The 24,488-nt window shown below is 71.7% G+C and carries 22 protein-coding genes; 15 read left to right on the forward strand and 7 right to left on the reverse strand.

Going from position 1 to position 24,488, the window contains the following annotated elements; genetic code table 11:
* Nucleotides 1-28: 28 nt before the first annotated feature.
* The 3 genes from ABZ845_RS01635 to ABZ845_RS01645 all read right to left on the reverse strand — a co-directional run bounded on the left by ABZ845_RS01635 (nucleotide 29) and on the right by ABZ845_RS01645 (nucleotide 2,634).
* Nucleotides 29-1,309, reverse strand: coding sequence for a histidine kinase (locus ABZ845_RS01635; protein WP_360971751.1), 1,281 nt, complete (start codon nucleotides 1,307-1,309; stop codon nucleotides 29-31).
* A gap of 228 nt (nucleotides 1,310-1,537) precedes the next feature.
* Nucleotides 1,538-1,816, reverse strand: a complete 279-nt coding sequence (locus ABZ845_RS01640) for a hypothetical protein (RefSeq protein WP_360971753.1) — start codon at nucleotides 1,814-1,816, stop codon at nucleotides 1,538-1,540.
* Nucleotides 1,817-1,836: 20 nt separating this feature from the next.
* The gene (locus ABZ845_RS01645) at nucleotides 1,837-2,634 is read right to left on the reverse strand and encodes a PspA/IM30 family protein (protein WP_360971755.1); all 798 of its coding nucleotides are present in this window, start codon (nucleotides 2,632-2,634) and stop codon (nucleotides 1,837-1,839) included.
* 341 nt (nucleotides 2,635-2,975) lie between these two features.
* On the opposite strand from ABZ845_RS01645, the gene ABZ845_RS01650 reads away from it, so the two are divergent.
* From ABZ845_RS01650 to ABZ845_RS01660, 3 genes are all read left to right on the forward strand, one after another.
* Nucleotides 2,976-3,575 (forward strand): DUF3043 domain-containing protein, encoded by a 600-nt coding sequence (locus tag ABZ845_RS01650; RefSeq protein WP_360971757.1) that lies wholly within the window; start codon nucleotides 2,976-2,978, stop codon nucleotides 3,573-3,575.
* An 83-nt stretch (nucleotides 3,576-3,658) separates the two neighbouring features.
* Nucleotides 3,659-4,369 (forward strand): methyltransferase domain-containing protein, encoded by a 711-nt coding sequence (locus ABZ845_RS01655; RefSeq protein ID WP_360971759.1) that lies wholly within the window; start codon nucleotides 3,659-3,661, stop codon nucleotides 4,367-4,369.
* Between the two features lie 108 nt (nucleotides 4,370-4,477).
* Complete coding sequence (locus tag ABZ845_RS01660) at nucleotides 4,478-5,551, forward strand: trypsin-like peptidase domain-containing protein (protein WP_360971761.1); 1,074 nt, start codon at nucleotides 4,478-4,480, stop codon at nucleotides 5,549-5,551.
* Between the two features lie 47 nt (nucleotides 5,552-5,598).
* Here ABZ845_RS01660 and ABZ845_RS01665 read toward each other — a convergent pair whose 3' ends face one another.
* Complete coding sequence (locus tag ABZ845_RS01665) at nucleotides 5,599-5,811, reverse strand: hypothetical protein (RefSeq protein ID WP_360971763.1); 213 nt, start codon at nucleotides 5,809-5,811, stop codon at nucleotides 5,599-5,601.
* Between the two features lie 380 nt (nucleotides 5,812-6,191).
* Here ABZ845_RS01665 and ABZ845_RS01670 point away from each other — a divergent pair, with 380 nt between their 5' ends.
* Nucleotides 6,192-7,391 carry a bifunctional adenosylcobinamide kinase/adenosylcobinamide-phosphate guanylyltransferase gene (locus ABZ845_RS01670; protein ID WP_360971765.1) on the forward strand — a complete coding sequence of 400 codons (1,200 nt, stop codon included), beginning with the start codon at nucleotides 6,192-6,194 and terminating at the stop codon, nucleotides 7,389-7,391.
* On the opposite strand, the gene ABZ845_RS01675 is transcribed toward ABZ845_RS01670, so the two are convergent.
* Nucleotides 7,380-8,123 (reverse strand): class I SAM-dependent methyltransferase, encoded by a 744-nt coding sequence (locus ABZ845_RS01675; RefSeq protein ID WP_360971767.1) that lies wholly within the window; start codon nucleotides 8,121-8,123, stop codon nucleotides 7,380-7,382. The genes ABZ845_RS01670 and ABZ845_RS01675 overlap by 12 nt on opposite strands.
* Here ABZ845_RS01675 and cobT point away from each other — a divergent pair.
* The 3 genes from cobT to ABZ845_RS01690 all read left to right on the forward strand — a co-directional run bounded on the left by cobT (nucleotide 8,095) and on the right by ABZ845_RS01690 (nucleotide 11,895).
* Nucleotides 8,095-9,225: a nicotinate-nucleotide--dimethylbenzimidazole phosphoribosyltransferase gene (gene cobT / locus ABZ845_RS01680; RefSeq protein WP_360971769.1), complete on the forward strand. Its 1,131-nt coding sequence runs from the start codon at nucleotides 8,095-8,097 to the stop codon at nucleotides 9,223-9,225. The genes ABZ845_RS01675 and cobT overlap by 29 nt on opposite strands.
* A gap of 68 nt (nucleotides 9,226-9,293) precedes the next feature.
* Nucleotides 9,294-11,087, forward strand: coding sequence for a phosphatidylglycerol lysyltransferase domain-containing protein (locus ABZ845_RS01685; protein WP_360971771.1), 1,794 nt, complete (start codon nucleotides 9,294-9,296; stop codon nucleotides 11,085-11,087).
* Nucleotides 11,088-11,193: 106 nt separating this feature from the next.
* A complete protein-coding gene (locus ABZ845_RS01690; protein WP_360971773.1) occupies nucleotides 11,194-11,895 on the forward strand; it encodes a hypothetical protein in 702 nt (233 codons plus the stop codon).
* On the opposite strand, the gene ABZ845_RS01695 is transcribed toward ABZ845_RS01690, so the two are convergent.
* Nucleotides 11,832-12,596: a hypothetical protein gene (locus ABZ845_RS01695; protein WP_360971775.1), complete on the reverse strand. Its 765-nt coding sequence runs from the start codon at nucleotides 12,594-12,596 to the stop codon at nucleotides 11,832-11,834. The two genes, ABZ845_RS01690 and ABZ845_RS01695, sit on opposite strands and share 64 nt — an antisense overlap.
* A 118-nt stretch (nucleotides 12,597-12,714) precedes the next feature.
* Between ABZ845_RS01695 and ABZ845_RS01700 the strand changes: the two genes are divergently transcribed.
* The 8 genes from ABZ845_RS01700 (at nucleotide 12,715) to ABZ845_RS01735 (ending at nucleotide 24,186) form a co-directional block, all read left to right on the forward strand.
* Complete coding sequence (locus ABZ845_RS01700) at nucleotides 12,715-13,524, forward strand: adenosylcobinamide-GDP ribazoletransferase (protein ID WP_360971777.1); 810 nt, start codon at nucleotides 12,715-12,717, stop codon at nucleotides 13,522-13,524.
* Nucleotides 13,525-13,729: 205 nt separating this feature from the next.
* A complete protein-coding gene (locus tag ABZ845_RS01705; RefSeq protein WP_360971779.1) occupies nucleotides 13,730-14,359 on the forward strand; it encodes an RDD family protein in 630 nt (209 codons plus the stop codon).
* Nucleotides 14,360-14,599: 240 nt separating this feature from the next.
* Nucleotides 14,600-16,144: a leucyl aminopeptidase gene (locus ABZ845_RS01710; RefSeq protein WP_360971781.1), complete on the forward strand. Its 1,545-nt coding sequence runs from the start codon at nucleotides 14,600-14,602 to the stop codon at nucleotides 16,142-16,144.
* Between the two features lie 355 nt (nucleotides 16,145-16,499).
* Nucleotides 16,500-17,888 (forward strand): dihydrolipoyl dehydrogenase, encoded by a 1,389-nt coding sequence (gene lpdA, locus ABZ845_RS01715; protein ID WP_360971783.1) that lies wholly within the window; start codon nucleotides 16,500-16,502, stop codon nucleotides 17,886-17,888.
* Nucleotides 17,889-17,950: 62 nt separating this feature from the next.
* A complete protein-coding gene (gene sucB / locus ABZ845_RS01720) occupies nucleotides 17,951-19,663 on the forward strand; it encodes a 2-oxoglutarate dehydrogenase, E2 component, dihydrolipoamide succinyltransferase (protein ID WP_360971785.1) in 1,713 nt (570 codons plus the stop codon).
* A 242-nt stretch (nucleotides 19,664-19,905) separates the two neighbouring features.
* Nucleotides 19,906-20,529 carry a GntR family transcriptional regulator gene (locus ABZ845_RS01725; RefSeq protein ID WP_360971787.1) on the forward strand — a complete coding sequence of 208 codons (624 nt, stop codon included), beginning with the start codon at nucleotides 19,906-19,908 and terminating at the stop codon, nucleotides 20,527-20,529.
* Nucleotides 20,530-20,849: 320 nt separating this feature from the next.
* Nucleotides 20,850-23,552: a pyruvate dehydrogenase (acetyl-transferring), homodimeric type gene (gene aceE, locus ABZ845_RS01730; RefSeq protein WP_360971789.1), complete on the forward strand. Its 2,703-nt coding sequence runs from the start codon at nucleotides 20,850-20,852 to the stop codon at nucleotides 23,550-23,552.
* Between the two features lie 115 nt (nucleotides 23,553-23,667).
* Nucleotides 23,668-24,186, forward strand: a complete 519-nt coding sequence (locus ABZ845_RS01735; RefSeq protein WP_360971791.1) for a DUF4240 domain-containing protein — start codon at nucleotides 23,668-23,670, stop codon at nucleotides 24,184-24,186.
* Here ABZ845_RS01735 and ABZ845_RS01740 read toward each other — a convergent pair.
* Nucleotides 24,176-24,403: a hypothetical protein gene (locus tag ABZ845_RS01740; protein WP_360971793.1), complete on the reverse strand. Its 228-nt coding sequence runs from the start codon at nucleotides 24,401-24,403 to the stop codon at nucleotides 24,176-24,178. The two genes, ABZ845_RS01735 and ABZ845_RS01740, sit on opposite strands and share 11 nt — an antisense overlap.
* Nucleotides 24,404-24,488 lie beyond the last annotated feature (85 nt).

Below are 24,488 nucleotides of genomic sequence, written 5' to 3' on the forward strand. Positions count from 1 at the left end.
GGGACGAGGGGGCTTTCGGGGGCGGTGGTCACCGCGGTCGTACGGGCTCTCCGGCCGCGGTGGTCGCGTGGTGGTCGACCGGCAGGATCGCATGGACCCGGAAGCCGCCTCCGTAGCGGGGACCGGCGGTGAGGGCACCGCCCAGTGCGGTGACACGCTCACGCATGCCCAGGAGGCCGTGGCCGCCGGGGGCGGGGGGTTCGACCGGGCCGGCGGGGCAGGTGGGGTCGGTGCGGTCGGCCTGAGGGCCGACGGTCGTGCCCGCTCCGTTGTCCAGCACGGTGATTTCCAGGGTCGGGCCCACGCGCACGACGCTCACCTCGGCCTTCGCCCGGTGGCCCGCGTGCTTCTGCACATTCGTGAGCGCCTCCTGTATGACCCGGTACGCGGCCAGGTCGACGGCGGCGGGCAGAACGGTGCCGTCGTCCGCGCGGGCTACCTCCACGGGGAGGCTCGCGTTGCGGAACGTGTCGGCGAGTTCATCGAGCCGGGCCAGGCCGGGGGCGGGCTCGGTGGGGGCCTCGGGGTCGCCCGACTGCCTGAGCAGTCCCACCGTCGCACGCAGTTCGTTCAGCGCGGAGCGGCTGGCCTCCCGGACATGGGCGAGTGCCTCCTTCGCCTGGTCGGGGCGCCGGTCCATCACATGCGCCGCGACCCCGGCCTGCACATTGACCAGGGCGATGTGATGGGCCACTACATCGTGCAGATCACGGGCGATGCGCAGCCGCTCCTCGGCCACACGGCGGCGGGCCTCCTCCTCGCGGGTGCGTTCCGCCCGCTCGGCGCGCTCCCTGATGGCCTGGATCACGGCACGGCGGCTGCGTACGGCGTCGCCCGCCGCCGCGGCCATGCCGGTCCAGGCGAAGAGGCCGAGGTTCTCCTGGGCGTACCAGGGGAACAGGCCGGCCAGCATCGCGGCGCCGGTCAGCACGGTCATGGTGAGCAGGCCGACGCGCCAGGTGGTGGGGCGGTCGGTGGTGGAGGCCACGGTGTACAGGGCGATGACCGCGGACATGGCGACGGGTGCGCGGGGGTCGGCGGTGACGATCTCCACCAGGGAGAGGACGACCGTGACCCCGAGGACGGGCAGGGGGGCGCTGCGCCGGAGGACCAGCGCCGTCGCGCCGAGCACCATGAGCGTGAGACTGAGGGCGCCGGGGGTGTGGGCGCTCCAGGCGGGGCCGTTCTCGCCGTGAGGGTCGACGAGGGAGCCGGCCACCATGCAGACGAGGACGCCGCAGGCGAGGGCGGCGTCCAGGACCAGGGGGTGGGCCCGTAGGCGGTGTCGGGTGCGTTCCAGCGTGCTCATTCTCAGCGTCCTCGCCTGCGACGGGCGGAACGGGGTTGTTCCGGTGCCCGGGGGCTTTGGGGTTGCCAGGTGTGGCGTGCCCTTGCTGGGGGCTGCCGCCCCCAGACCCCCGTTCGGCCTGAACGGCCTCGTCCTCAATCGCCGGACGGGCTGGTGGGGCCCCGACTCGGCCGGGCCCGGGCCCGGGGCGCTCGGGATTCGGTCTCGAGCGCCGGTCGGACCGTACTGTCAGCCCGGGATCAGGCCGTCCTCGTTCAGCATCGCGCGGACCTCCGCCAGGCTCGCGTCCGGGGACGGCAGGATCAGTTCCGACGGCTCCAGGGAGTCGTCGGGCAGCGGGGTGCCCAGGCGGCGGACCGCGTCCAGGAGGGCGTTCAGGGTGCGGCGGAAGCCCTGTTCGTCGCCGCTCTCCGTCTCCCGGAGCAGCTCGTCGTCCAGCTTGTTCAGCTCGGTGAAGTGGGCATCGTCCAGCTCCACCTGCCCCTCCCCCATGATCCGTACGATCATGTCGCCCTCCTCGGACGGTGTCACTGCTTGTCGAAGCGTGGGGTGTCCTGCTGGTGGGACTGGGTCTGTCCCTGGCCGTTGCCGCCCTCGATGGCCTGGCGTTCGGAGGAGGAGCCCCCGGCCAGTTCGGCCTTCATGCGCTGCAGTTCCAGCTCGACGTCCGTGCCGCCGGAGAGCCGGTCCAGCTCGGCCTGGATGTCGTCCTTGGCCATGCCGGAGGGGTCGTCCAGGGCGCCCGAGGCCAGGAGCTCGTCGATCGCGCCCGCACGGGCCTGGAGCTGCGCCGTCTTGTCCTCGGCCCGCTGGATGGCCAGACCGACGTCGCCCATCTCCTCCGAGATGCCGGAGAACGCCTCGCCGATACGGGTCTGCGCCTGGGCCGCGGTGTAGGTGGCCTTGATGGTCTCCTTCTTCGTGCGGAAGGCGTCCACCTTCGCCTGGAGCCGCTGGGCCGCCAGCGTGAGCTTCTCCTCCTCGCCCTGAAGCGTCTGGTGCTGGGTCTCCAGGTCGGTCACCTGCTGCTGGAGGGCGGCGCGCCGGGACAGCGCCTCGCGGGCCAGGTCCTCACGGCCGAGCGCGAGCGCCTTGCGACCCTGGTCCTCCAGCTTGGAGGACTGGCCCTGGAGCTGGTTGAGCTGCAGCTCCAGGCGCTTGCGGCTGGTCGCCACGTCGGCGACACCGCGGCGCACCTTCTGCAGCAGCTCCAGCTGCTTCTGGTACGAGTAATCGAGGGTCTCGCGCGGGTCCTCGGCCCGGTCAAGGGCCTTGTTCGCCTTCGCGCGGAAGATCATCCCCATACGCTTCATGACACCGCTCATGGGCTTCGCGCGCCCCCTTCTGACGGACTCCAGCTCACAGGTCTGCTGCAGAACCCACAGTACGGGCCCTGCATCCATTACCGCACTGTTCGGGAGCGGATGCGGTCATCCCCAAGGACGACTGCGTACGATCCCGCTCCGGCGTAGGGAGTAGGTGTCCCCCCAGGTTACGTACGGGACGACTCCCGGATTCCCTCAGGCGGATTCCCGGAGAACGGTGGCGGTCTTCCTCTCGGGCTTCGATTTGGGGTTCTCTGTCCCCTTACAGGACGACCGGCGTTGCCGGATCGTTCCCGGCTGGGCTGGGGTCCATGCGTCCGGACCCCGTACCCTTGGATTTTGTGTTCCGTAGCCGTGCCAAGGAAGAGAAGGCCCAGGTAGCCGACAAGGCCCCGGTGACCGACTCCAAGCAGCCCCGTGACCCGCAGGCCAAGAAGGGTCGCCCAACGCCCAAGCGCAGCGAGGCCCAGTCCCAGCGCCGCAGCGTCGCCAGCACTCCGATGACGCGCAAGGACGCCACCAAGCGTCAGCGCGAGGATCGGCGCGTTCAGCTCGAGAGGCAGCGCCAGGCGCTGGCCAATGGTGACGAGCGCTATCTGCCGGCACGGGACAAGGGTCCGGTCCGCAAGTTCGCGCGTGACCATGTCGACGCGCGCATCAACGTCGCGGAGTTCTTCCTGCCGCTGGCCGTGGTCATCCTGGTCCTGACCGTGGTGAAGGTGCCTCAGGTACAGAACATCGCGCTGCTGCTGTGGCTGGTCGTGATCGTGCTGATCGTGCTCGACTCGATCCTGTCCGCGTTCCAGTTGCGCAAGCGCCTGAAGGAGCGCTTCGCGGGCCAGAACACGCGGGGCGCGGTCGCCTACGCGCTGATGCGCTCCCTGCAGATGCGCCGGCTCCGGCTGCCGAAGCCGCAGGTCAAGCGCGGGGAAAAGCCCTGAGCGCGGAACCCTTCGCCGGGGGCGCGGTCGACGCCTGGCTGAGCGGTCTCGGCGGTCTGCGCGATGTCGTACGGCAGGAGCTCGTGGCCCGGCAGCTCGACGAGCAGATCGCCGGGCGCTTCCCGGTCGGGCAGCGTCTGCGGGTTCTCGACGTGGGCATGGGCCAGGGCACACAGGCACTGCGCCTGGCCCGGGCGGGGCACCGGGTCACCGGGCTGGAACAGGACCCGAAGATGATCTCCGTGGCCCGCGACGCCCTGTCCGGGGAACCGGAGGGCATCCGGGAGCGCATGCGGATCATCGAGGGCGACGGCCGGGACACGGGGGTTCACTTCCTGCCGGGCAGCTTCGACGTGGTGCTGTGCCACGGGGTCCTGATGTACGTCGAGGAGCCCGATCCGCTCGTTGCCGGGCTGGCACGGATGCTCGCGCCCGGCGGTCTGCTGTCGCTGCTCGTCCGCAACGGGGACGCGCTGGCCATGCGCCCGGGTCTTTCGGGCGACTGGGCGGGCGCGCTCGGCGCGTTCGACACCGTGAACTACGCCAACCGGCTCGGGCTCGATGTGCGCGCGGACCGGCTGGAGACGCTGACCGCCACGCTCGCCGGTATCGGGGCGCCCCTCCAGACGTGGTACGGGGTGCGGGTCTTCACCGACACGACGGCTGACGGCGCCGAGCCGCCCGCTGACATGGGGCCGCTCCTGGCGGCGGAGGAGCGGGCCGGAAAGACGGATCCCTATCGGCGGGTCGCGGCGCTGCTGCATCTGTGCGGAGTGCGGGGCGGTACGGCGTAGGGGCGGCACGGCGTAGGGGCAGTGCGGCGCAGGGGCAGTGCGGCGCAGGCGGCACCATTCGGGCGCACCGGGAAAGCGGCGCGGGCGTGGCGAGCCGAGACTCGGGGCATGGACCCTTCCCGTACCCGAGTCCTTCGGCTGCTGTGGGCTCCGCTTCTGGCCTCCTCGCTGATCCTGCTCGGGGGCTGCACCGGGACGTCGGGGCCCGTCGCCGGGAAGACCGCCTCCGCGAATCCGCGGGTCTCCGTCCCCTCGACCGCGAGCGACTTGCAGAGCGAGTACCAGAGGGTCATCAAGAACGTGCTCCCCTCGGTGGTGCAGGTCCAGGCCGGTGAAGCCCTCGGCTCCGGCGTGGTGTACGACGACAAGGGGCATATCGTCACCAACGCGCACGTGGTCGGGTACGAGAAGACCTTCCAGGTGATCACGGCGGGCAGCGTGTCCCCGCTCACCGCGCGCCTCGTCTACTCCTACCCCGATCAGGATCTCGCCGTCGTCAAGCTGGACAAGGTGCCCGGCGGGCTGCGGCCCGCGTCCTTCGGGGACTCCGCCAAGGTGGCGGTGGGGCAGATCGTCCTCGCCATGGGCTCGCCGCTCGGACTGTCGTCGAGCGTGACCCAGGGAATCGTCTCGGCGACCGGCCGGACCGTCAGCGAGGGCGCGACGCAGGGCGGCACCGGCGCGACCATAGCGAACATGGTGCAGACCTCGGCGGCGATCAACCCGGGGAACAGCGGCGGTGCGCTCGTCGACCTGAACAGCCAGGTCATCGGCATCCCCACGCTCGCCGCGATCGACGCGGCTCTCGGGGGCAGCGCGGCGCCCGGCATCGGGTTCGCGATTCCGGCGTCCACCGTGAAGACCATCGCCGACCAGATCATCCAGAGCGGCCGGGTGACCAACTCGGGGCGGGCCGCCCTCGGCATCACCGGCCGCACGGTGGTGAACGGCGGCTACCGGCCGGTCGGGGTCGCGGTGGTCGAGGTCAAGCGCGGCGGGGCGGCCGACAAGGCCGGGCTGATGGCCGGGGACGTCATCACCCGGCTGGATGACACGGCTGTCACCACGATCACCTCCCTCGCGGAGGCCCTCGCCGGGGACAAGGCGGGGCAGAAGACGACGGTCACGTATACGCGTGAAGGGCGCCAGCGGACGGTCGGCATCACCTTGGGTGAGCAGTAGTCCCGGGGGGCGAGGGGCCGGGGCGCCCTCGCCTTGTCCGTCGGGGGCTACGACTCGTCCGCGTGCAGGTTCATCGGGCCGTAGATCTCCGTGGTGTCCTCGAACAGGCGGACCTGGTCGGCGCCTCCGTCCAGGAGTTCCCGCCAGTGTTCTCCGACCCAGGATTCGGCGTCGCCCTGCGTGGTGAACTCCTCGGGCGTGACAGCGGGCGGGACCTCGGTGCCGTCGGACTTCTCGAACCGCCACGTCCAGGTCGTCATGTGTGCCTCCAAGATACGAGCGGGGTGTAGCCGGGGGTTGGGTCGGCTGCGGGGTGAGCCTATGCGGTTTGCGCAGTTCCCCGCGCCCCTATCGGGCATGCCCGTGCGTCGTCGAGTGCGGGTCTGTCGTGGGGGATTGCGCAGTTCCCCGCGCCCCCATCGAGCCCACACCGTGCGTCGACGGGTGCGGGTCCGTCGTGGTTCATCGCGCAGTTCCCCGCGCCCCTATCCAGCCCACACCGTGCGTCACGGGGATGTGCGGGTGGCGCGTTCTCGGAGGGTGTGGGGCTCTGCCCCTCGTGGCTCCGTGGTGTGTGCCTGTTTGTCGGAACCGTTGTGGCGGGCGCGCGGTGGGTGGGGGGAGGCGGGAAAATCGGGGCGTGGATATTACGTTGCTCGGCACCGGTGCCCCTGAGGGGCTGCCCCGTCCCGACTGTCCCTGTTCCGCCTGTGCGCGGGCGCTCGGTGAAGAGGCGCGCGCGGCGACCTCGGTGCTCGTGGACGGGACGCTGTTGCTCGATCTGACCCCGGGGGTGGCGCTCGCCGCCGCGCGCGCCGGGCGGTCGCTGGGTGGTGTGGGTCAGGTGCTGCTGACGCATCCGCACGACGGGCCGCCGGTCGAGGTCCCCGCGGGCCTGCCGGGGCCCGTGCGGGTGCCGGACGGGCGGGAGTTGGCACTGCTGACGGGGCACAGGGTGCGGGCCCTGGCGATGGACGCGCCGGGCACGGGCTACGCGGTGACCGGTCCCGACGGGCTGCGGCTGCTGTATCTGCCGCCGGGCGGGGCACCGGCCGGTCTGGAGGAACCGGCGGCGCCGTACGACATGGTGCTCGCCGATGCCGTGGGGCGTCCGGACGCGCTGGCGAGGCTGCGGGCGGTGGGCGCGCTGACGGCCGCGACCGATGTCGTCGCCGTCCATCTCGATCACGATGTGCCCCCGGGCGCCGAACTGCGGCGCAGGCTCGCGGCGGCGGGGGCGCGGGCAGTGCCGGACGGGACGACGCTGCCCGTCGGCTCGTACGAGGACGTGCCGGACGTACCGCGGCGCACCCTGGTGCTGGGCGGGGCGCGCTCGGGGAAGTCGGTGGAGGCGGAGCGCCGTCTGGAGGCGTTTCCGGATGTGCTGTACGTGGCGACGGGCGGTACGCGGGGCGGGGACACGGAGTGGGCGGCGCGGGTGGCCGCGCACCGGGAGCGGCGCTCCGGGTCCTGGCGCACCGTCGAGACCTGCGACCTGGTGCCTCTGCTGAAGGACGACGGGCCGCCGCTGCTGATCGACTGCCTGTCGCTGTGGCTGACCGACGCGATGGACTCGGTGAACGCGTGGGACGACGCCGAGTGGGCGAGCGGCGGTGAGCGGGCGTTGCGGGCGCGGGTGGAGCAGCTCGCGGGGGCGGTGCGTGACACGCGCCGCACGGTCGTCGCCGTCTCGAACGAGGTCGGTTCGGGCATCGTCCCGGCGACCGCGTCCGGCCGCCGCTACCGTGACGAACTCGGCCGTCTGAACGCCGCGTTCGCGTCGGAGTGCGAGCACGTGCTGCTGGTGGTCGCCGGGCAGGCGCTGACCCTACGCGGGTGACGCCGCGGCGCGCGCGATGATCCGGCGGGCGGCGGGGATGCGGATGCCTCTCGGCAGTGGGATGCGGCGGTCCGTGGCGACGACCGTGCAGCCGAGCGCCTCCAGGGCCGCTGACGGGTCGTCGGGGGCCTCGACGAGCAGGTGGCCGCCGGGACGCAACAGGGTCAGGGCCGCACGCAGTTCGGCGCGCGGGTCGGGGGTGTACTCCAGATGGCGGAACATGCTGACGACGTCGTAGCGGGAGCGCAGCCGGGCGAGGATCCGCGGGTCGGTGAGGTGTCCGCGGTGGGCCTCCTCGACGCGCCCCGCGGCCCGGGCCTCGTTCACGAGCGGCGTGGTGTCGAGGCCGTCGAAGGACGTGTACGGGTGGATCTCCCTGGCGGTCTCGGGGAAGTGGCCGTGCCCCGTGCCCACGTCGAGCCAGCTCTCCGGCTCCGGGAAGGGCAGCATCGCGCGGGCCGCGGCCCGGTGGCGGCGGGCGCCGGCCCAGGTGCGCGGCCATGTCGAGCCGCACCACGGGCAGTCCTCGCGACGACGACGCGGGGCGGTGGCGGGCATGGGCGGCTCCTGGCGACGGCGACGGGGACAGGGACGCAAGTCCATATGTGCCCAAAAGGTACGTACGGGAACGCGTCTCCGGCCGCAATGACGTGCCGTCGACGTGGCGCCTCGGCGTTCGATCACTGCCGGTACTGTTCGGCCAATGAGCTCGCTTAATCTCGACGACTTCACCGATCTGATCGAGCGTCCCGACGGAGGGGTGCGCCGCGACGCGGAGGCGCGCAGGGAGCGTCAGATCGTGCCGCCCGGTGCGCTCGGCCGTCTGGACGACCTGGGTGAGTGGCTGGCGGCAGCGCAGTCCGCCGTTCCGGTGCGTCCGATCGAGCGACCCCGCCTCGTACTGTTCGCGGGCGACCACGGCATCGCCGCGCTCGGCGTGTCCAGGCGCGCCGCGGGCAGCGCGGACCGCCTGGTGCGGGCGCTGCTGGAGGGCGGCAGCCCGGCGTCGATCCTGGCGCGGCAGCTGAACGTGCCCGTGCGCGTGGTCGACATGGCGCTCGACTGCGACCCGGAGTCCCTGCCGAAGGACGTCGGACGCCACCGGGTGCGGCGCGGCAGCGGCCGGATCGACGTCGAGGACGCGCTGACGCTAGAGGAGGCTCAGGCGGCGTTCCTGGCGGGAGTCGCCGTCGCGGACGAGGAGGCTGACGCCGGGACGGATCTGGTGGTCCTCGGCGATGTGAGCGTCGGCGGCACGACCCCGGCGGCCGTGCTGATCGCCGCGCTGTGCGGGACGGACGCGTCCGTGGTGACCGGGCGCGGCGGCCTGCCGATCGACGACCTGGCGTGGATGCGCAAGTGCGCGGCCGTCCGCGACGCGCTGCGGCGGGCGAGGCCCGTTCTGGGCGACCAGCTGCAGCTGCTGGCGGCGGTGGGCGGGGCCGATCTCGCCGCGATGACGGGCTTCCTGCTGCAGTGCGCCGTACGCAAGACGCCGGTGATCCTCGACGGTGTCGTCTCGGCGGCCTGCGCGCTGGTCGCGCAGCGGGTCGCGTTCCGCGCCCCGGACTGGTGGCTCGCCGGACAGAGCAGCGGGGAGCCCGCGCAGGCGAAGGCGCTGGACCGGATGGCGCTGGAGCCGCTGCTCGACCACGGTGTGACGGTCGGCGAGGGGGCAGGCGCCCTGCTCGCGCTGCCGCTCGTCCGGGCGGCGGCGGCCCTGTCCGCCGAACTCCCCGAGCAGACCGGGGAGACCGAGAAGACGGGACAGGCCGGGGAGACCGAGGAGACGGGACAGGCCGGGGAGACTGAACAGGCCGAGCGGACCGAGTAGCGCGCTCCTTCCCGCGCACCCGTACCGCTCCCCCGCACACCCCTCATCGCCCCATATCATCAACCTTCATGGGAGATGCCCGTTTTCAAGCGGAACAGGAGCGTACGGTCCGGGCGGAGAGCGAGGCGCGTCGGCCCGGCCCGACTTCCCGCCGGGCCGCCGCGTTCGCCGTCTGGTATCTGCGTGCCGTCACGTTCATCAACTTCCTGTCCGCCGTATGGGTCACCCTCGGGCAGGACGTACGACGGCACAATCAGGAGAACCTCTTCACGCCCTATCTGCTGACCGCCGGCTTCGCGTCCGGCGTCTTCACCATGTTCCTGGCCGTCACCATGCGGCGGCGCAAACGCGCGGCATGGATCCTCAACCTCGCGCTCAGCGGGCCGTTCCTGCTGCTGTTCTCCTTCGCCATGACGTTCCCCGAGATCCGGCACTACCCCCAGAACTGGGTCTCGCTGATCCTCACCGCGGCCTTCCTGGGCTCACTGCTCGCCGGACGGCGGGAGTTCTACGCCAAGGGCGACCGGTCCAACCCCAAGCTCGCCGCCGCCGTAGCCGCCGGCGGCCTGCTCGTCACCTCACTGCTCGCCGCAGTGCTGGTCACCGTCACCAACTCCGCCCTGGACGCCCATCGTTCGACCTTCCTGGAGCGCTGGCGCTACGGCACCCTGCGGCTGGTCTCGGTCGCCGTCGACTACGCGCACTACCCGGGGGTCGCCACGCCCAACTGGGTCAACGTCACCATCAACGTGTTCAGCACCCTGCTCGTCCTCGCCGTGCTGTACGCCGCCTTCCGCTCGCGGCGCGCCGTCGACCCGATCAGCGAGGACGACGAGAAGCGCCTGCGGGCGCTGCTCGACAGGCACGGCGACCGGGACTCACTCGGGTACTTCGCGCTGCGCCGGGAGAAAAGCGTGATCTGGTCGCCCACCGGGAAGGCGGCGGTGGCGTACCGCGTCGTCGGCGGGGTGTCGCTCGCCTCGGGCGATCCGCTCGGCGACCCGGAGGCATGGCCCGGCGCCATCGAGCCCTGGCTCGCCCAGGCTCGGGTGCAGGGCTGGATCCCCGCCGTGATGGGCGCGAGCGAGGAGGCCGGGACCGTGTACGCGCGGCACGGCATGGACGCGCTCGAACTCGGCGACGAGGCGATCGTGGACGTCGGTGAGTTCACCCTCGAAGGGCGGGCCATGCGCACGGTCCGCCAGGCGTGCAACCGGGTCAGGCGCGCCGGGTACACGGTCCGCATCCGGCGCCACGCCGACATCCCCGCCGACGAGATGCGGTTCCTGCTGAGGAAGGCCGACGACTGGCGCGACGGGGCCACCGAGCGCGGGTTCAGCATGGCTCTGGGGCGCCTCGGGGACCCTGAGGACGGTCAGTGCGTGATGCTCGAATGCGCGGACGGCGAGGGCGAGTTGCGGGCGCTGCTGTCCTTCGTGCCCTGGGGGCCCCACGGGCTCTCGCTCGATCTGATGCGGCGCGACCGTGACACCGAGAACGGGCTCATGGAGTTCATGGTCATCGAACTGCTGCGGCGCGCCCGGGAGATCGGCATCACTCAGGTCTCGCTCAACTTCGCCATGTTCCGTTCCGTCTTCGAACGTGGGGCGCGCCTCGGCGCCGGACCGGTGCTGCGACTGTGGCGCTCGCTGCTCAGCTTCTTCTCACGCTGGTGGCAGATCGAGTCGCTGTACCGGGCCAACGCCAAGTACCGCCCCATCTGGGAGCCCAGGTTCCTGCTCTTCGAGAAGAGCGCGGACCTGCTGCGCATCGGCGTCGCCTCGGCACGCGCCGAGGGCTTCCTGGAGGCACCGGGACTGCCGAAGTGGCTGCACCGCAGGCATCTGCAGTCGCACCGCTAGGGTCTTTCGTTTGGATCGCCCGGATCGCCGCGACGTCGCGGCGATCCGGAGGAGACCCCTGGCGCGGGACGGACGAGGAGTGAGGGATGAGGATGAGGACCGCTGGATGAGGACTCTCGCCCGCCGGGCCCGCGCCGAGTGGGGGCCGCTGTTCGCCCTCGTGCGCGGGGCCCTATCGACGCGCGGCCCGGGGGCGGTCCCCATGACCCTCAGCGCCGTGTGTCTGACATCGGTCCTCCAGTTCACGCAGAACCAGTCGTGGGGCTTCGGGTTCGTGCAGAGCATCGGGTCCGTACGGGCTGAGGAGCCGCTGCGGCTCGCGCTGCTGCGCACCCCGCTCTCCCTCTTCGTACCGGCCCTCGACCTGCCGGTGTGGGGTGCGCTCCTGCAGATCCTGTTCGTGTTCGGGATCGCGGAGATCTGCCTGGGCTGGTGGCGGACGCTCGTCATCGCCTACGCCGTCACGCTGGCCGGCACGCTCTACGCGCGCGCGGCCATCGACATGGGTCCTGGCCATCCGCTGGGGCTCCCGGCGACGGACTCCGTGGTCGTGGACACCGGCCCGTCGGCGGCGGTCATCGGGCTCGCCCTCTTCCTGTGCTGGCGCCACCGCGCGTACCTGACCTCGGGCGTGCTTACCTCGGCGATGGCCGTGGAGCTGATGGTGAAGGAGAACCTCGCGGGCAAGGAGCACATCGCCGCCATCGCGGCGGTCGTCATGCTGTGCGGGCTGTCGGAGCTGCGTCAGGGGCGGCGCTCGTGCGGCGGGCTGGGCTGCGGGTCGGGGCTGCCGCCGATCCAGTCCTGAAGCCTGCGGCCCAGAGCGGCCCAGCGGCGGTCGTGGCGGTAGGCCCGCAGTCCGGCCCGGGCGCGGGCGCGCGGACGGCGGCGGTAGAAGCGCCTCGCCCACGGCGAACCGGGGCGGGCCAGCCGGATTGCGCCCACCACGGCGACCAGCGGGACGATCACTCCGAAGATCGCGGTGCGGGCCTTGCCCTTGCTCAGGGCCAGCAGCGAGAAGAGGAAGTTCACGACGACGCTCACGATGACGGTCCCGCGATTGCTCAGTTCGTCCGACGAGAGGTCGTTGACGCCGAACGGCGCGAAACCGGCGAGGACCAGGCCGACCAGGGCCGCGGTCAGCACGACGACCTCGACGCTCTGCCGCCCCTGCTCACTCCAGTACACGTCCGCCAGATGCAGGATCAGGGCGAACTCGTCCAGGACGAGTCCCGCGCCCACGCCGAAGACGACCGCGAAGACACCCGAGCCGACACCATGGCGCCCGGCCAGGGCGCCGAAGCCGCCGAGGACGGTGAGCACGACGCCGGGGACCACATGGTGGATGTGCACACCACCGGCCCGGAAGTTGCCGAAGGGGCCTCTGCCGGCCCGGATGAGGCGGGTGATGGTCCGGGTGACCACGAACGTCAGCACGAAGGCGGTGAGCGCGAGCAGCAGGGGGAGCTTGCCCGGCTCGATGATGTTCCGCTGCAGCCAGTGGCCCATGACTGCAGTGTGCCGAGAGCGCCGCGACGCTGCCCGCTCTCGGGGCGCCACGGGGTGACCCGGACGTCCGCCTGGACCTGGACGATCCACTCGCGGGTGGCCGGGCTACCCTGCCGCCGTGTCCGAGATCCCACCGTCCCCGCCCTCACCCCCGTCCTCGCTGCACGGTCTGCGGTTCGCCTTCGGCACCCTCACCGTCCTGCCCGTCCGGGTGACCCGGTGGGACAGGGAGGCCGCGCGTGCCGGGATGCTGTGCGCGCCCCTCGTCGGGGTCGTGGCCGGCGCTCTCGCCGGGCTGCTCGGCGCGGCGCTGCTCCTGCTGGGCGCGGGGCCGCTGCTCGCCGCCGTCTGCGCCGCCGCCGTACCGGCCGTGCTGACCAGGGGACTTCATCTGGACGGGCTCGCCGATACCGCCGACGGACTCGGCAGCGGTAAGCCCGCCGAGGAGGCGCTGCGGATCATGAAGCAGTCGGACATCGGGCCGTTCGGTGTGCTCACCCTGGTCCTCGTGCTGCTCGCCCAGGTGGCCGCGCTGGCCGAGGCATACGGCGGCTCCTGGGCGCGGGGCGTGCTGGCCGCCGTCGTCTCGGCGGCCTCCGCACGGCTGGCCATGACACTGGCGGCGCGCCGCGGGACACCGGCCGCCCGGCCGGAGGGGCTGGGGGCCGCGGTCGCGGAAACGGTCCCGGCCGCCGGGGCGCTGGCGCTCGCCGCCGGCCTCGCCGCCGCGGCGGCGGCCGTCGGGGGCGCGCTGCTGGGAACGTACGGCGCTGTGCGAACGGCCGCCGCGGTGGTGCTGGCGGTGGCCGCGGCGGAGTTGTTGCTCCGGCGCTGCGTACGCCGCTTCGGCGGGGTGACGGGTGATGTGTTCGGCGCCCTCGCGGAGACGGCCGGGACGGCGGCGCTCGTCGTACTGGCCTTGGGATGAGTTCTGGATGAGTCCTGGGTGATTCCGGGTGGGTCTCGGGTGTTCCCGGGTGGGTCTCGGGGTTGTTCCGGGCAGCCCCGGGTGGGTCCCCGGTGTCCCGAGATGTCACCGGCTCGAAACGGTTCCCGCCGGGCGCGCCGGTCCCCTCGCGACGCCGTTAGTGTCATGGGCGCAACAGACACATGATCTTGATCGGGGGAATCCTGTGCCGACGCTGCGCCGTGCCGTGGCCTGGTTCATCGACTTCGCACTGGTGGTCGTCGCGGCCTCAGCGCTCGCCGTCTTCACCTCCCACCGGATAGCCGCGCTCTTCACCGACGTACCAGGACTCGCGACGAGGGGAGGCCTGGACCTGCTCACCTCGCGCGGCGATGTCATCCACGCCTCGGAGGGTCTCGGGCTCTCGCTGTGGCACAAGACGGTGCTGTACGTGGAGGAGGGGTTCGGACTGCTGGTGCTCGTCACCTTCCTCTACCAGTGGAGCTCGCTCGCCCTGGCCGGGCGCACCCTGGGCAAGGCACTGACCGGCCTGAAGGTGACCGGCCTGAAGGCCGCAGGACCGGCCGCCGCACGCCGGACCGCGGTGCGGGCGGCGGTGACGACCACGGCGGATGTGGCCGTGTACGCGCTGGCCTGCGTGCTGCTGGTCGAGGGCGAGTTCGTGCTCTCGGTGCTGGTGTGGGCGGTGGCCGTGGTGGTGTTCCTGCTGAACGCCCTGACCGTCCTCTTCCCCGGCCGCCGTTCGCTGGCGGACCGGGTGGCGGGGACCGTCGTGGAGGGGCTGCGGCTGCGCGGGCCCGCCGCCCTGAGGCCGCCTGCGGCTGACGCGCCATGATGCCTTCCGCGGCGGACGGGACCCGATACCCCCGTTGCGGACGGGACTTGACGAGGACGCCACGGGCGGATGAACACCCGTGGCCGGAGCGAACCGGGCACCGGGCGTAGTCTCGTGACCGGGTGTTGTCCAGGCCCAGGTGAAACCGAACGTCCGGAACAATCTAGGGTCGGTGCCCGGGCCGGCCGACCCCATCCGTTCGGCCACCGAAACTCGATTTGGAAGCGAGAACTCACTACCGTGACTGCTCTCACTCTCAGCACCGCCGCCGCGTCCGGCCTCAGGGCCGACGCGATCGTCGTCGGTGTGGCGAAGAGCGCCGAGGGCCTGGTCGTCGCACCGGGCGCCGAGGCCGTGGACCAGGCGTACGACGGCAGGCTCGCCGCCATCCTGGAGACCCTGGGCGCCTCGGGCGCCGAGGGTGAGGTGACGAAGCTGCCGGCGCCCGACGGCTTCAAGGCGCCCGTCGTCGTCGCGGTGGGCCTCGGCGCCCCGTCCGAGGACACCGAGGAGGAGGGCGCGGCGTTCGGCGCCGAGGCGCTGCGGCGTGCCGCCGGCTCCGCGGCCCGCGCGCTCGCCGGTGCCAAGAAGGCCGTCTTCGCACTGCCGATCACGGACGCCGACGACGCCGGTGTCATCGGTGAGGGTGCCCTGCTCGGCGCCTACTCCTTCGACACCTACAAGGAGAACGGCGGCCAGGGCGGCAAGAAGGCCGGGAACGGCAAGGCCCCGCTCGCCGAGGTCGCCCTGCTCGGCGGCAAGCCCCGCGACAAGGCGTACAAGGCGGCCGTCGAGCGCGTCCTCGCCGTCACGGAGGAGATCAACCGCGCCCGCGACCTCATCAACACCCCGCCGAACGACCTGAACCCGGCGTCCTTCGCGGCCCTCGCGCAGACCGCGGCCAAGGAGCACGGCCTCAAGGTGCAGGTGCTCGACGAGAAGGCGCTCGCCAAGGGCGGCTACGGCGGCATCCTCGGCGTCGGCGCGGGCTCGGCGGCCGGCCCCCGCCTGGTGAAGCTGTCGTACACCAGCCCCAACGCGGACAAGCACCTGGCCTTCGTGGGCAAGGGCATCACCTACGACTCGGGCGGCATCTCGCTCAAGCCCGCGGGCCACAACGAGACCATGAAGTGCGACATGAGCGGCGCGGCGGCGGTCTTCGCCGCGGTCGTGGCCGCCGCCCGGCTCGGTCTCGAGGTCAACGTCACCGGCTGGCTCGCGCTCGCCGAGAACATGCCCTCCGGTTCGGCCACCCGCCCCGGCGACGTGCTGCGCATGTACAGCGGCAAGACCGTCGAGGTCCTCAACACGGACGCCGAGGGCCGACTGGTCCTCGCCGACGCGCTGTGGGCGGCCTCCCTGGAGCAGCCGGACGCGATCGTGGACGTGGCGACCCTGACCGGTGCGATGGTGCTGGCGCTCGGCAGCCGCACCTTCGGCATCATGGCGAACGACGACGCGTTCCGCGCCGCGGTCCACGCGGTCGCCGAGGAGGTCGGCGAGGACTCCTGGCCGATGCCGATGCCGGAGCACCTGCGCAAGGGCATGGACTCCCCCACGGCCGACATCGCCAACATGGGCGAGCGGATGGGCGGCGGCCTGGTCGCCGGTCTGTTCCTGAAGGAGTTCATCGGCGAGGGCATCACCTGGGCCCACCTCGACATCGCGGGACCGGCCTTCAACGAAGGGGGCCCGTTCGGCTACACCCCGAAGGGCGGCACGGGTTCGGCGGTGCGCACCCTGGTCCGGCTCGCCGAGGTCACCGCGGCCGGCGACCTGGGCTGAGCGTCCACGATGTTCCCGGGCACATGAGGGCGGCCCCGGGCTCCGCGCGGAGCCCGGGGCCGCCCTCATGGCCGTGCTCCCGCGCTCTCACGGCCGCACCCGTGCGCCGTCACGGCCGCGGGCCGTTACGCCCTTGACGAAATCCTCCAGGACCCGGTGGGGCCGCGACCACCCGACGTGATGGATCAGACGTCCCGGACGAGCGGCCCGGCGTCTCTTCCGCCTCCGACAAGTGCAAAGATGGGGCACGGCAGGACAGGGCCCCACCGAAGGGCCGAAGCAAAGCGGCCGGACACCAGCCGCCTGCCGGTCGTCTCCAGACCGGCGCACGGCGCACATGCATGGAGGACGTGACGTGGCGAACGACGCCAGCACCGTTTTCGACCTAGTGATCCTCGGCGGTGGTAGCGGTGGTTACGCCGCGGCCCTGCGCGGGGCGCAGCTGGGTCTGGACGTCGCCCTGATCGAGAAGGACAAGGTCGGCGGCACCTGCCTGCACCGGGGCTGCATCCCCACCAAGGCTCTGCTTCACGCCGGTGAGATCGCCGACCAGGCGCGCGAGAGCGAGCAGTTCGGCGTCAAGACGACGTTCGAGGGCATCGACGTACCGGCCGTCCACAAGTACAAGGACGAGGTCATCTCGGGCCTGTACAAGGGTCTGCAGGGCCTGGTCGCCTCCCGCAAGGTGACCTACATCGAGGGTGAGGGCCGTCTGTCCTCCCCGACCTCCGTCGACGTCAACGGTCAGCGGATCCAGGGCCGCCACGTCCTCCTGGCGACCGGTTCCGTGCCGAAGTCGCTGCCGGGTCTGGGGATCGACGGCAACCGCATCATCTCCTCCGACCACGCCCTGGTCCTGGACCGCGTGCCGAAGTCCGCGATCATCCTGGGCGGCGGTGTCATCGGCGTCGAGTTCGCCTCCGCGTGGAAGTCCTTCGGTGCCGACGTCACCGTCATCGAGGGCCTGAAGCATCTCGTCCCGGTCGAGGACGAGAACTCCTCCAAGCTTCTGGAGCGCGCCTTCCGCAAGCGCGGGATCAAGTTCAACCTGGGCACCTTCTTCCAGAAGGCCGAGTACACGCAGGACGGCGTCAAGGTCACCCTTGCCGACGGCAAGGAGTTCGAGGCCGAGGTCCTGCTCGTCGCCGTGGGCCGCGGGCCGGTCTCGCAGGGCCTCGGCTACGAGGAGGCCGGGGTCGGCATGGACCGCGGTTACGTCCTCGTCGACGAGTACATGCGGACGAACGTCCCGACCATCTCCGCCGTCGGTGACCTGGTCCCGACGCTCCAGCTCGCGCACGTCGGCTTCGCCGAGGGCATCCTGGTGGCAGAGCGTCTGGCCGGTCTGAAGACCGTTCCGATCGACTACGACGGTGTGCCGCGGGTGACGTACTGCCACCCGGAGGTCGCCTCCGTGGGTATCACCGAGGCCAAGGCCAAGGAGATCTACGGCGCGGACAAGGTCGTCGCTCTCAAGTACAACCTGGCGGGCAACGGCAAGAGCAAGATCCTGAAGACCGCGGGCGAGATCAAGCTCGTCCAGGTCAAGGACGGTGCCGTGGTCGGCGTCCACATGGTCGGCGACCGCATGGGCGAGCAGGTCGGCGAGGCCCAGCTGATCTACAACTGGGAAGCGCTGCCGGCCGAGGTCGCCCAGCTGATCCACGCCCACCCGACGCAGAACGAGGCGCTCGGCGAGGCCCACCTGGCACTGGCCGGCAAGCCGCTGCACTCCCACGACTGACGCCTTCAGTCTTCGGGCGCGACGACACTGACTTCCGCAATTCGTTAGGAGCAACCGAAACCATGGCGGTTTCCGTAACCCTTCCGGCGCTCGGTGAGAGCGTCACCGAGGGCACTGTCACCCGCTGGCTGAAGGCCGAGGGCGAGCGCGTCGAGGCCGACGAGCCGCTGCTCGAGGTCTCGACCGACAAGGTCGACACCGAGATCCCCGCGCCCGCCTCGGGCGTGCTGACCTCGATCAAGGTCGCCGAGGACGAGACGGTCGAGGTCGGCGCCGAGCTGGCTGTCATCGACGACGGCACCGGTGCGCCCGCTGCCGCCCCGGCCCCCGCCGCCGCCGAGGTGCCCGCCCCGGCCGCCGAGCCGGCTCCGGTCGCCGAGGCCCCGGCCGCCCCGGCTCCCGCCGCCGCCCCGGCCGCCGCCGCTCCGGCCCCGGCCGGTGGCGCCCAGGGCACGGACGTGGTCCTGCCCGCGCTCGGTGAGTCCGTCACCGAGGGCACCGTCACCCGCTGGCTGAAGTCGGTGGGCGACAGCGTCGAGGCCGACGAGCCGCTGCTCGAGGTCTCCACGGACAAGGTCGACACCGAGATCCCGGCGCCCGCCTCCGGCGTGCTGCTGGAGATCGTGGTCGGCGAGGACGAGACGGCCGAGGTCGGCTCCAAGCTGGCCGTCATCGGCCAGCCGGGCGCCGCTCCCGCCGCCGCCCCGGCCCCCGCTGCCCCGGCCCCGGCCGCTGCCGCTCCGGCCCCGGTCCAGCCCGCTGCCCCCGCTCCGGCGCCCGCCGCTGCCCCGGCTCCGGCTCCGGTGACCCCGGCCCCGTCTCCCGCCGCGCAGGCCACCGACGAGGGCGCCTACGTGACCCCGCTGGTGCGCAAGCTGGCCGCCGAGAACGGCGTCGACCTGGCCACCGTCAAGGGCACCGGCGTCGGCGGCCGTATCCGTAAGCAGGACGTCATCGCCGCCGCCGAGGCCGCGAAGGCAGCCGCCGCCCCGGCTCCGGCCGCGGCAGCCGCCGCTCCGGCCGCCGGGAAGGCGCCGGCCCTGGAGGTCTCCCCGCTGCGCGGCCAGACCGTCAAGATGCCCCGCATCCGCAAGGTCATCGGCGACAACATGGTCAAGGCCCTGCACGAGCAGGCGCAGCTGTCCACCGTGGTCGAGGTCGACGTGACCCGCCTGATGCGTCTGCGCGCCCAGGCCAAGGACTCGTTCGCGGCCCGCGAGGGTGTCAAGCTCTCCCCGATGCCGTTCTTCGTGAAGGCGGCGGCCCAGGCGCTGAAGGCCCACCCGGTCATCAACGCCAAGATCAACGAGGCCGAGGGCACGATCACCTACTTCGACACCGAGAACATCGGTATCGCGGTGGACTCCGAGAAGGGCCTGATGACCCCGGTCATCAAGCGTGCGGGCGACCTGAACATCGCCGGTATCGCCAAGGCCACCGCCGACCTGGCGGCCAAGGTCCGCGGCAACAAGATCACGCCGGACGAGCTGGCCGGCGGGACCTTCACCATCAGCAACACCGGTTCGCGCGGCGCCCTGTTCGACACGATCATCGTGCCGCCGGGCCAGGTCGCGATCCTCGGCCTCGGTGCCACGGTCAAGCGTCCGGCCGTCATCGAGACGGAGGAGGGTACGGTCATCGCCGTCCGCGACATGACCTACCTGACCCTGTCCTACGACCACCGTCTGGTGGACGGCGCCGACGCGGCCCGCTACCTGGGCGCGGTCAAGGCGATCCTGGAGGCGGGCGAGTTCGAGGTCGAGCTCGGCCTGTGACCAGGCCCTGAGGGGCCCAGCCGGTCCACTCACCACGGCGCCCCCGTCCGGAGTCTCTCCGGGCGGGGGCGCCGTGCCGTGCGAGCGGTGACCGGCGCCACGGAGGGTCACGGGGGGTGTGTAAGTCTCGTCTCACCTGCGCGAAAGCGCACCCGTCCACTCTTACGGAACGCCCATACGGCCGTATTGTCTAAGCGTCACAGCCCTGGGGCCCGGAGGCGGCCCCCGCCGAAGGAGCGTCCATGACCGCGCCCGTCGTCCACTCGCTGCGCGAGCAGATCCGCGAGCACATCGTGGAGGGGATCGTCAGCGGGCGCTGGAAGCCGGGCGAGCGCATCGTGGAGCGGCGGATCGCCACCGAGCTGGAGGTCAGCCAGACGCCGGTGCGTGAGGCGCTGCGGGAGCTGGAGACGCTGCGGCTGATCGAGTCGGCGCCCAACAAGGGCGTACGGGTCAGGAACCTGACCGCCGCGGACCTGGAGGAGTCCTACCCCGTACGAGCCGGCCTGGAGGCCATCGCGGCGGAACTGGCGGCCGAGCGGCTGGCTGAGGACTGCTCGGCCCTGGAGCCGCATGTAGCCGCGCTGTACGAGGCGGACCGCAACGCGGACGGCACGGCCCAGGTGCGGCACACGGTGGCGTTCCACCGGGAGCTGGTGCGGGCGGCCGGCAACTCGGTGCTGCTGCACACGTGGGAGGGCCTCGGCATCGAGGTGTTCACCGCGCTGTCGATCCGGTGGCTCGGGACGGTGCAGCAGTCGTACGCCGAGGAGCACGAGGAACTGGTGGCGGCCTTCCGCCGCCGCGACCCCCGGATCGCGGACATGGTCAAGGCCCACGTCCTGGGCTGCGCCCCGCAGGCCTGACCGCCCCGTCTCTCCTGGGGGCCGCCAGGGCCGCGTCGCCCCGCCCCCGTGCACCAGAGCGCCCCTGCGCTCATACGCGTCCTCACCTGCGAAAACCTCGATCAAATACGGCACCCGGTGTCTCGATCCAAGGCACCGCGTGCCGACTTTCTCGTGATCAAGAGATTTTGGCCTAGAAAACTTTGATCGATCATCGATCAGGGGGTTAGAGTCACCGACGGGCTTCCACCAGAGGCTCACGCCCTGTCCTGCCAAAGACCAAGGGCACCCCCTGACCCTTACCGATGAGGGAACCCCCTTCGACTGAGGAAGGCGGCGACATGACCGACCCCAACGCCATCCAGCCGAGCGAGCTCGACCAGCTCCCGGACCGTGACCCCGAGGAGACCGCCGAATGGCAGGCCTCCCTGGACGCCGTCGCCAAGGCGGCGGGGCCGCACCGGGCCGCGTATCTGATGCGGCGCACGCTGGAGCGAGCCGAGGGCACCGGCGTCGCCCTGCCCAAGCTCCTCGAGACGGACTACGTCAACACCATCCCCACCGCCGCCGAGCCGGGCGTGCCCGGTGACGAGGCGATGGAGGCCCGGATCACCGCGTGGAACCGCTGGAACGCGGCGGCGATGGTGAGCCGGGGCAGCAAGCACGGCGTGGGCGGCCACATCGCCACCTTCGCCTCCGCGGCCTGGCTCTACGAGACCGGCTTCAACCACTTCTTCAAGGGCAAGGAGGGCGACGGCAGCGGCGACCAGCTCTACATCCAGGGCCACGCCGCCCCCGGCATCTACGCCCGCGCCTTCCTCGACGGCCGCCTGGACGAGTCGCACCTGGACAACTTCCGCCAGGAGTCCGGCGGAGGCGGTCTGCCCTCCTATCCGCACCCGCGCCGGCTGCCCTGGCTGTGGGAGTTCCCCACCGTCTCCATGGGCCTCGGCCCGCTCTCCGCGATCTACCAGGCGCGCTTCAACCGCTACCTCACCAACCGCGGTATCAAGGACGTCTCGTCCTCGCACGTGTGGGCGTTCCTCGGCGACGGCGAGATGGACGAGCCCGAGTCCACGGCGGCGCTCGCGCTGGCCGCGCGTGAGGAGCTGGACAACCTCACGTTCGTCATCAACTGCAACCTCCAGCGCCTCGACGGCCCGGTCCGCGCCAACTTCAAGATCGTGCAGGAGCTGGAGGCCCAGTTCCGCGGCGCCGGCTGGAACGTCGTGAAGTCGCTGTGGGGCTCCGCCTGGGACGAGCTGTTCGCGCTCGACACGACGGGCGCGCTCGTACGCCGACTGCGCGAGGTCCCGGACGCGCAGGTGCAGACGTACCAGACCCGCGACGCCGCCTACATCCGCGAGGACTTCTTCGGCAAGGACCCGGCGCTCGCCGAGATGGCGAAGCTGCTGAGCGACGACAAGATCCTCGAGTGCTTCCACCTTTCGCGCGGCGGCCACGAGGCCCGCAAGGTCTTCGCCGCGTACAAGTCCGCCCTGGCGCACAAGGGCGCGCCGACGGTGATCCTGGCCCAGACGGTCAAGGGCTTCACGCTCGGCACGGGCTTCGCGTCCAAGAACGCCAACCACCAGATGAAGAAGCTGACGGTGGACGAGTTCAAGGCCATGCGCGACCTGCTCGATCTGCCCATCCCCGACAGCCGGTTCGAGGACGGTACGGTCCCCTACGGCCACCCGGGCGCGGACTCCGCCGAGGTCCGCTACCTCCAGGAGCGCCGCGCCGCCCTCGGCGGCCCGGCCCCGGCCCGCCGCGTCCACCCCCTCGCCCCGCTGCCGGCCGCGGCCGACAAGGCGTTCATGTCCTTCGACAAGGGCTCCGGCTCGCAGAACATCGCCACCACCATGGCCTTCGTCCGTCTCGTCAAGGACCTGGTCCGCGACAAGGAGACCGGAAGGCGCTGGGTGCCGATCGTCCCCGACGAGGCGCGCACCTTCGGCATGGAGTCGCTCTTCCCGTCGCTGGGCATCTACTCGCCCAAGGGCCAGACGTACGAGCCGGTCGACCGCGACCAGCTGATGTACTACAAGGAGGCCAAGAACGGCCAGATCCTCAACGAGGGGATCACCGAGGCCGGTTCGATGGCCGACTTCATCGCCGCGTCCTCGTCGTACGCGACGCACGGCGAGGCGATGATCCCCTTCTACATCTTCTACTCGATGTTCGGCTGGCAGCGCACGGCCGACCAGATGTGGCAGCTCGCCGACCAGCTCGGCCGCGGCTTCCTCGTCGGCGCCACGGCGGGCCGTACGACGCTGACCGGTGAGGGCCTCCAGCACGCCGACGGCCACTCCCCCGTGATCGCCGCGACCAACCCGGCGGCGCTGACGTACGACCCGGCGTTCGCGTACGAGATCGCGGTCATCGTCAAGGAGGGCCTGCGCCGTATGTACGGCGAGGCGGCACCCGGCGAGGACCAGAACGTCTTCTACTACCTCACGGTCTACAACGAGCCGCTGCCGCAGCCCGCGAAGCCCGCGGCGGCCGGGATCGACGAGGGCATCGTCAAGGGCCTGTACCGCTTCAACACGGCGGAGTCGGCGGGCCTGACGCCCGTCGCCAACGCCCCGCGAATCCAGCTCCTGGGCTCGGGCACCGCGATCCACTGGGCGCTCGACGCGCAGAAGCTGCTCGCCGAGGAGTGGGGTGTCGCGGCGGACGTGTGGTCGGCGACGTCGTGGACCGAGCTGCGGCGCGAGGCCATGGAGGCGGACGAGGCGCTGCTGCGCGGCGAGGAGCGCCTTCCGTACGTACGCCAGGCGCTGCAGGGCGCCGAGGGCCCGGTCCTCGCGGTCTCCGACTACATGCGCCAGGTCCCGGACCAGATCGCGCAGTGGGTTGAGCAGGACTGGTCCTCGCTGGGCGCCGACGGCTTCGGCCTGTCGGACACCCGTCAGGCGGCCCGCCGTCACTTCGGTGTCGACGCGCACTCGATCGTCGTCGCGGCGCTGGCTCAGCTCGCCAAGCGCGGCGAGGTCAAGGCCGCGTCGGTGAAGGAGGCGCGCGACCGGTACGGCCTGTAACGGCCCGCGGGACGCGTGGAACTGCTGAAGGGGTACGGCCGCCGCCGTACCCCTTCGCTGTCGTCCGGGCGCTCCGCGTGCGTCCCACCCGCTCAGGGCCGATGCTGGTCCAGTGATGGACGAGACGCAGTTCTGGGAGCTGGTGGACGCGAGCCGCGAGGTCGCCGAGGGCGATCCCGACGAGCAGGCGGACCAGCTCGTCGCACAGCTGCTGCGGCTGGACCCGGAGTCCGTTCTGGACTTCGCCCGGCACTTCGAGTCCCGCTACAACCGCGCCTATCGCTGGGATCTGTGGGGCGCCGCCTGGGTGCTGCTCGGCGGGGCGAGCGACGACGCGTTCGACTACTTCCGGTGCTGGCTGATCGGCCAGGGCCGGGAGGTCTTCGAGAGGGCCCTCCACGACCCGGACTCGCTGGCCGATCTCCTGGAGGACTTCAACGAGGACATCGACGGGGACGGCGAGGAACTCGGCTACGCGGCGGACGAGGCGTACGAGCAGCTCACCGGAACCGTGGCACCCGACCTGGGCATCCCGCCCGCCGCCTCCGAGCCGGAGGGGACGCCGCTGGACCTGGAGGACGAGACCGCGCTCGCGGCGCGCTATCCCCTGCTGTGGTCACGGTTCAGGGACTGACGGGGTTGAGGCGAGCCTTGGTGCGGCGCATCGGTGCCCGGTTGGCCCGGTCCAGGACGGACCGGGTGTCCGCGGCCGGTCCGAGCACGACCGACGCGACCGCGCAGACGGCCGTCCAGGGGGCGCGCACCACCTCGGCCCAGATACTCGTCCCGTCCGTCTGCGCCTTCGTACGGCTGCTGTTCACGATCCCCGCCTCCGGTCGGTCCCTGTCCACGGCCTCTACGACCGTAGGGCTCCGGAATCTGAGGACCCTGCGGACGGCCTGTGGGATCGCCATGGGTCGTGCGGGGCCGGTGGCA

This window comes from Streptomyces sp. NPDC047022, assembly GCF_040644155.1.
Taxonomy (GTDB): domain Bacteria; phylum Actinomycetota; class Actinomycetes; order Streptomycetales; family Streptomycetaceae; genus Streptomyces.

Coding starts and splice junctions, on each gene's coding strand:
- ABZ845_RS01635 (WP_360971751.1), bottom strand. CDS start 1,309: ATGAGCACGCTGGAACGCACCCGACACCGCCTACGGGCCCACCCCCTG.
- ABZ845_RS01725 (WP_360971787.1), top strand. CDS start 19,906: ATGACCGCGCCCGTCGTCCACTCGCTGCGCGAGCAGATCCGCGAGCAC.
- aceE (WP_360971789.1), top strand. CDS start 20,850: ATGACCGACCCCAACGCCATCCAGCCGAGCGAGCTCGACCAGCTCCCG.
- ABZ845_RS01640 (WP_360971753.1), bottom strand. CDS start 1,816: ATGATCGTACGGATCATGGGGGAGGGGCAGGTGGAGCTGGACGATGCC.
- cobT (WP_360971769.1), top strand. CDS start 8,095: ATGAGCTCGCTTAATCTCGACGACTTCACCGATCTGATCGAGCGTCCC.
- ABZ845_RS01685 (WP_360971771.1), top strand. CDS start 9,294: ATGGGAGATGCCCGTTTTCAAGCGGAACAGGAGCGTACGGTCCGGGCG.
- ABZ845_RS01690 (WP_360971773.1), top strand. CDS start 11,194: ATGAGGACTCTCGCCCGCCGGGCCCGCGCCGAGTGGGGGCCGCTGTTC.
- ABZ845_RS01645 (WP_360971755.1), bottom strand. CDS start 2,634: ATGAGCGGTGTCATGAAGCGTATGGGGATGATCTTCCGCGCGAAGGCG.
- sucB (WP_360971785.1), top strand. CDS start 17,951: ATGGCGGTTTCCGTAACCCTTCCGGCGCTCGGTGAGAGCGTCACCGAG.
- ABZ845_RS01665 (WP_360971763.1), bottom strand. CDS start 5,811: ATGACGACCTGGACGTGGCGGTTCGAGAAGTCCGACGGCACCGAGGTC.
- ABZ845_RS01695 (WP_360971775.1), bottom strand. CDS start 12,596: ATGGGCCACTGGCTGCAGCGGAACATCATCGAGCCGGGCAAGCTCCCC.
- ABZ845_RS01660 (WP_360971761.1), top strand. CDS start 4,478: ATGGACCCTTCCCGTACCCGAGTCCTTCGGCTGCTGTGGGCTCCGCTT.
- ABZ845_RS01735 (WP_360971791.1), top strand. CDS start 23,668: ATGGACGAGACGCAGTTCTGGGAGCTGGTGGACGCGAGCCGCGAGGTC.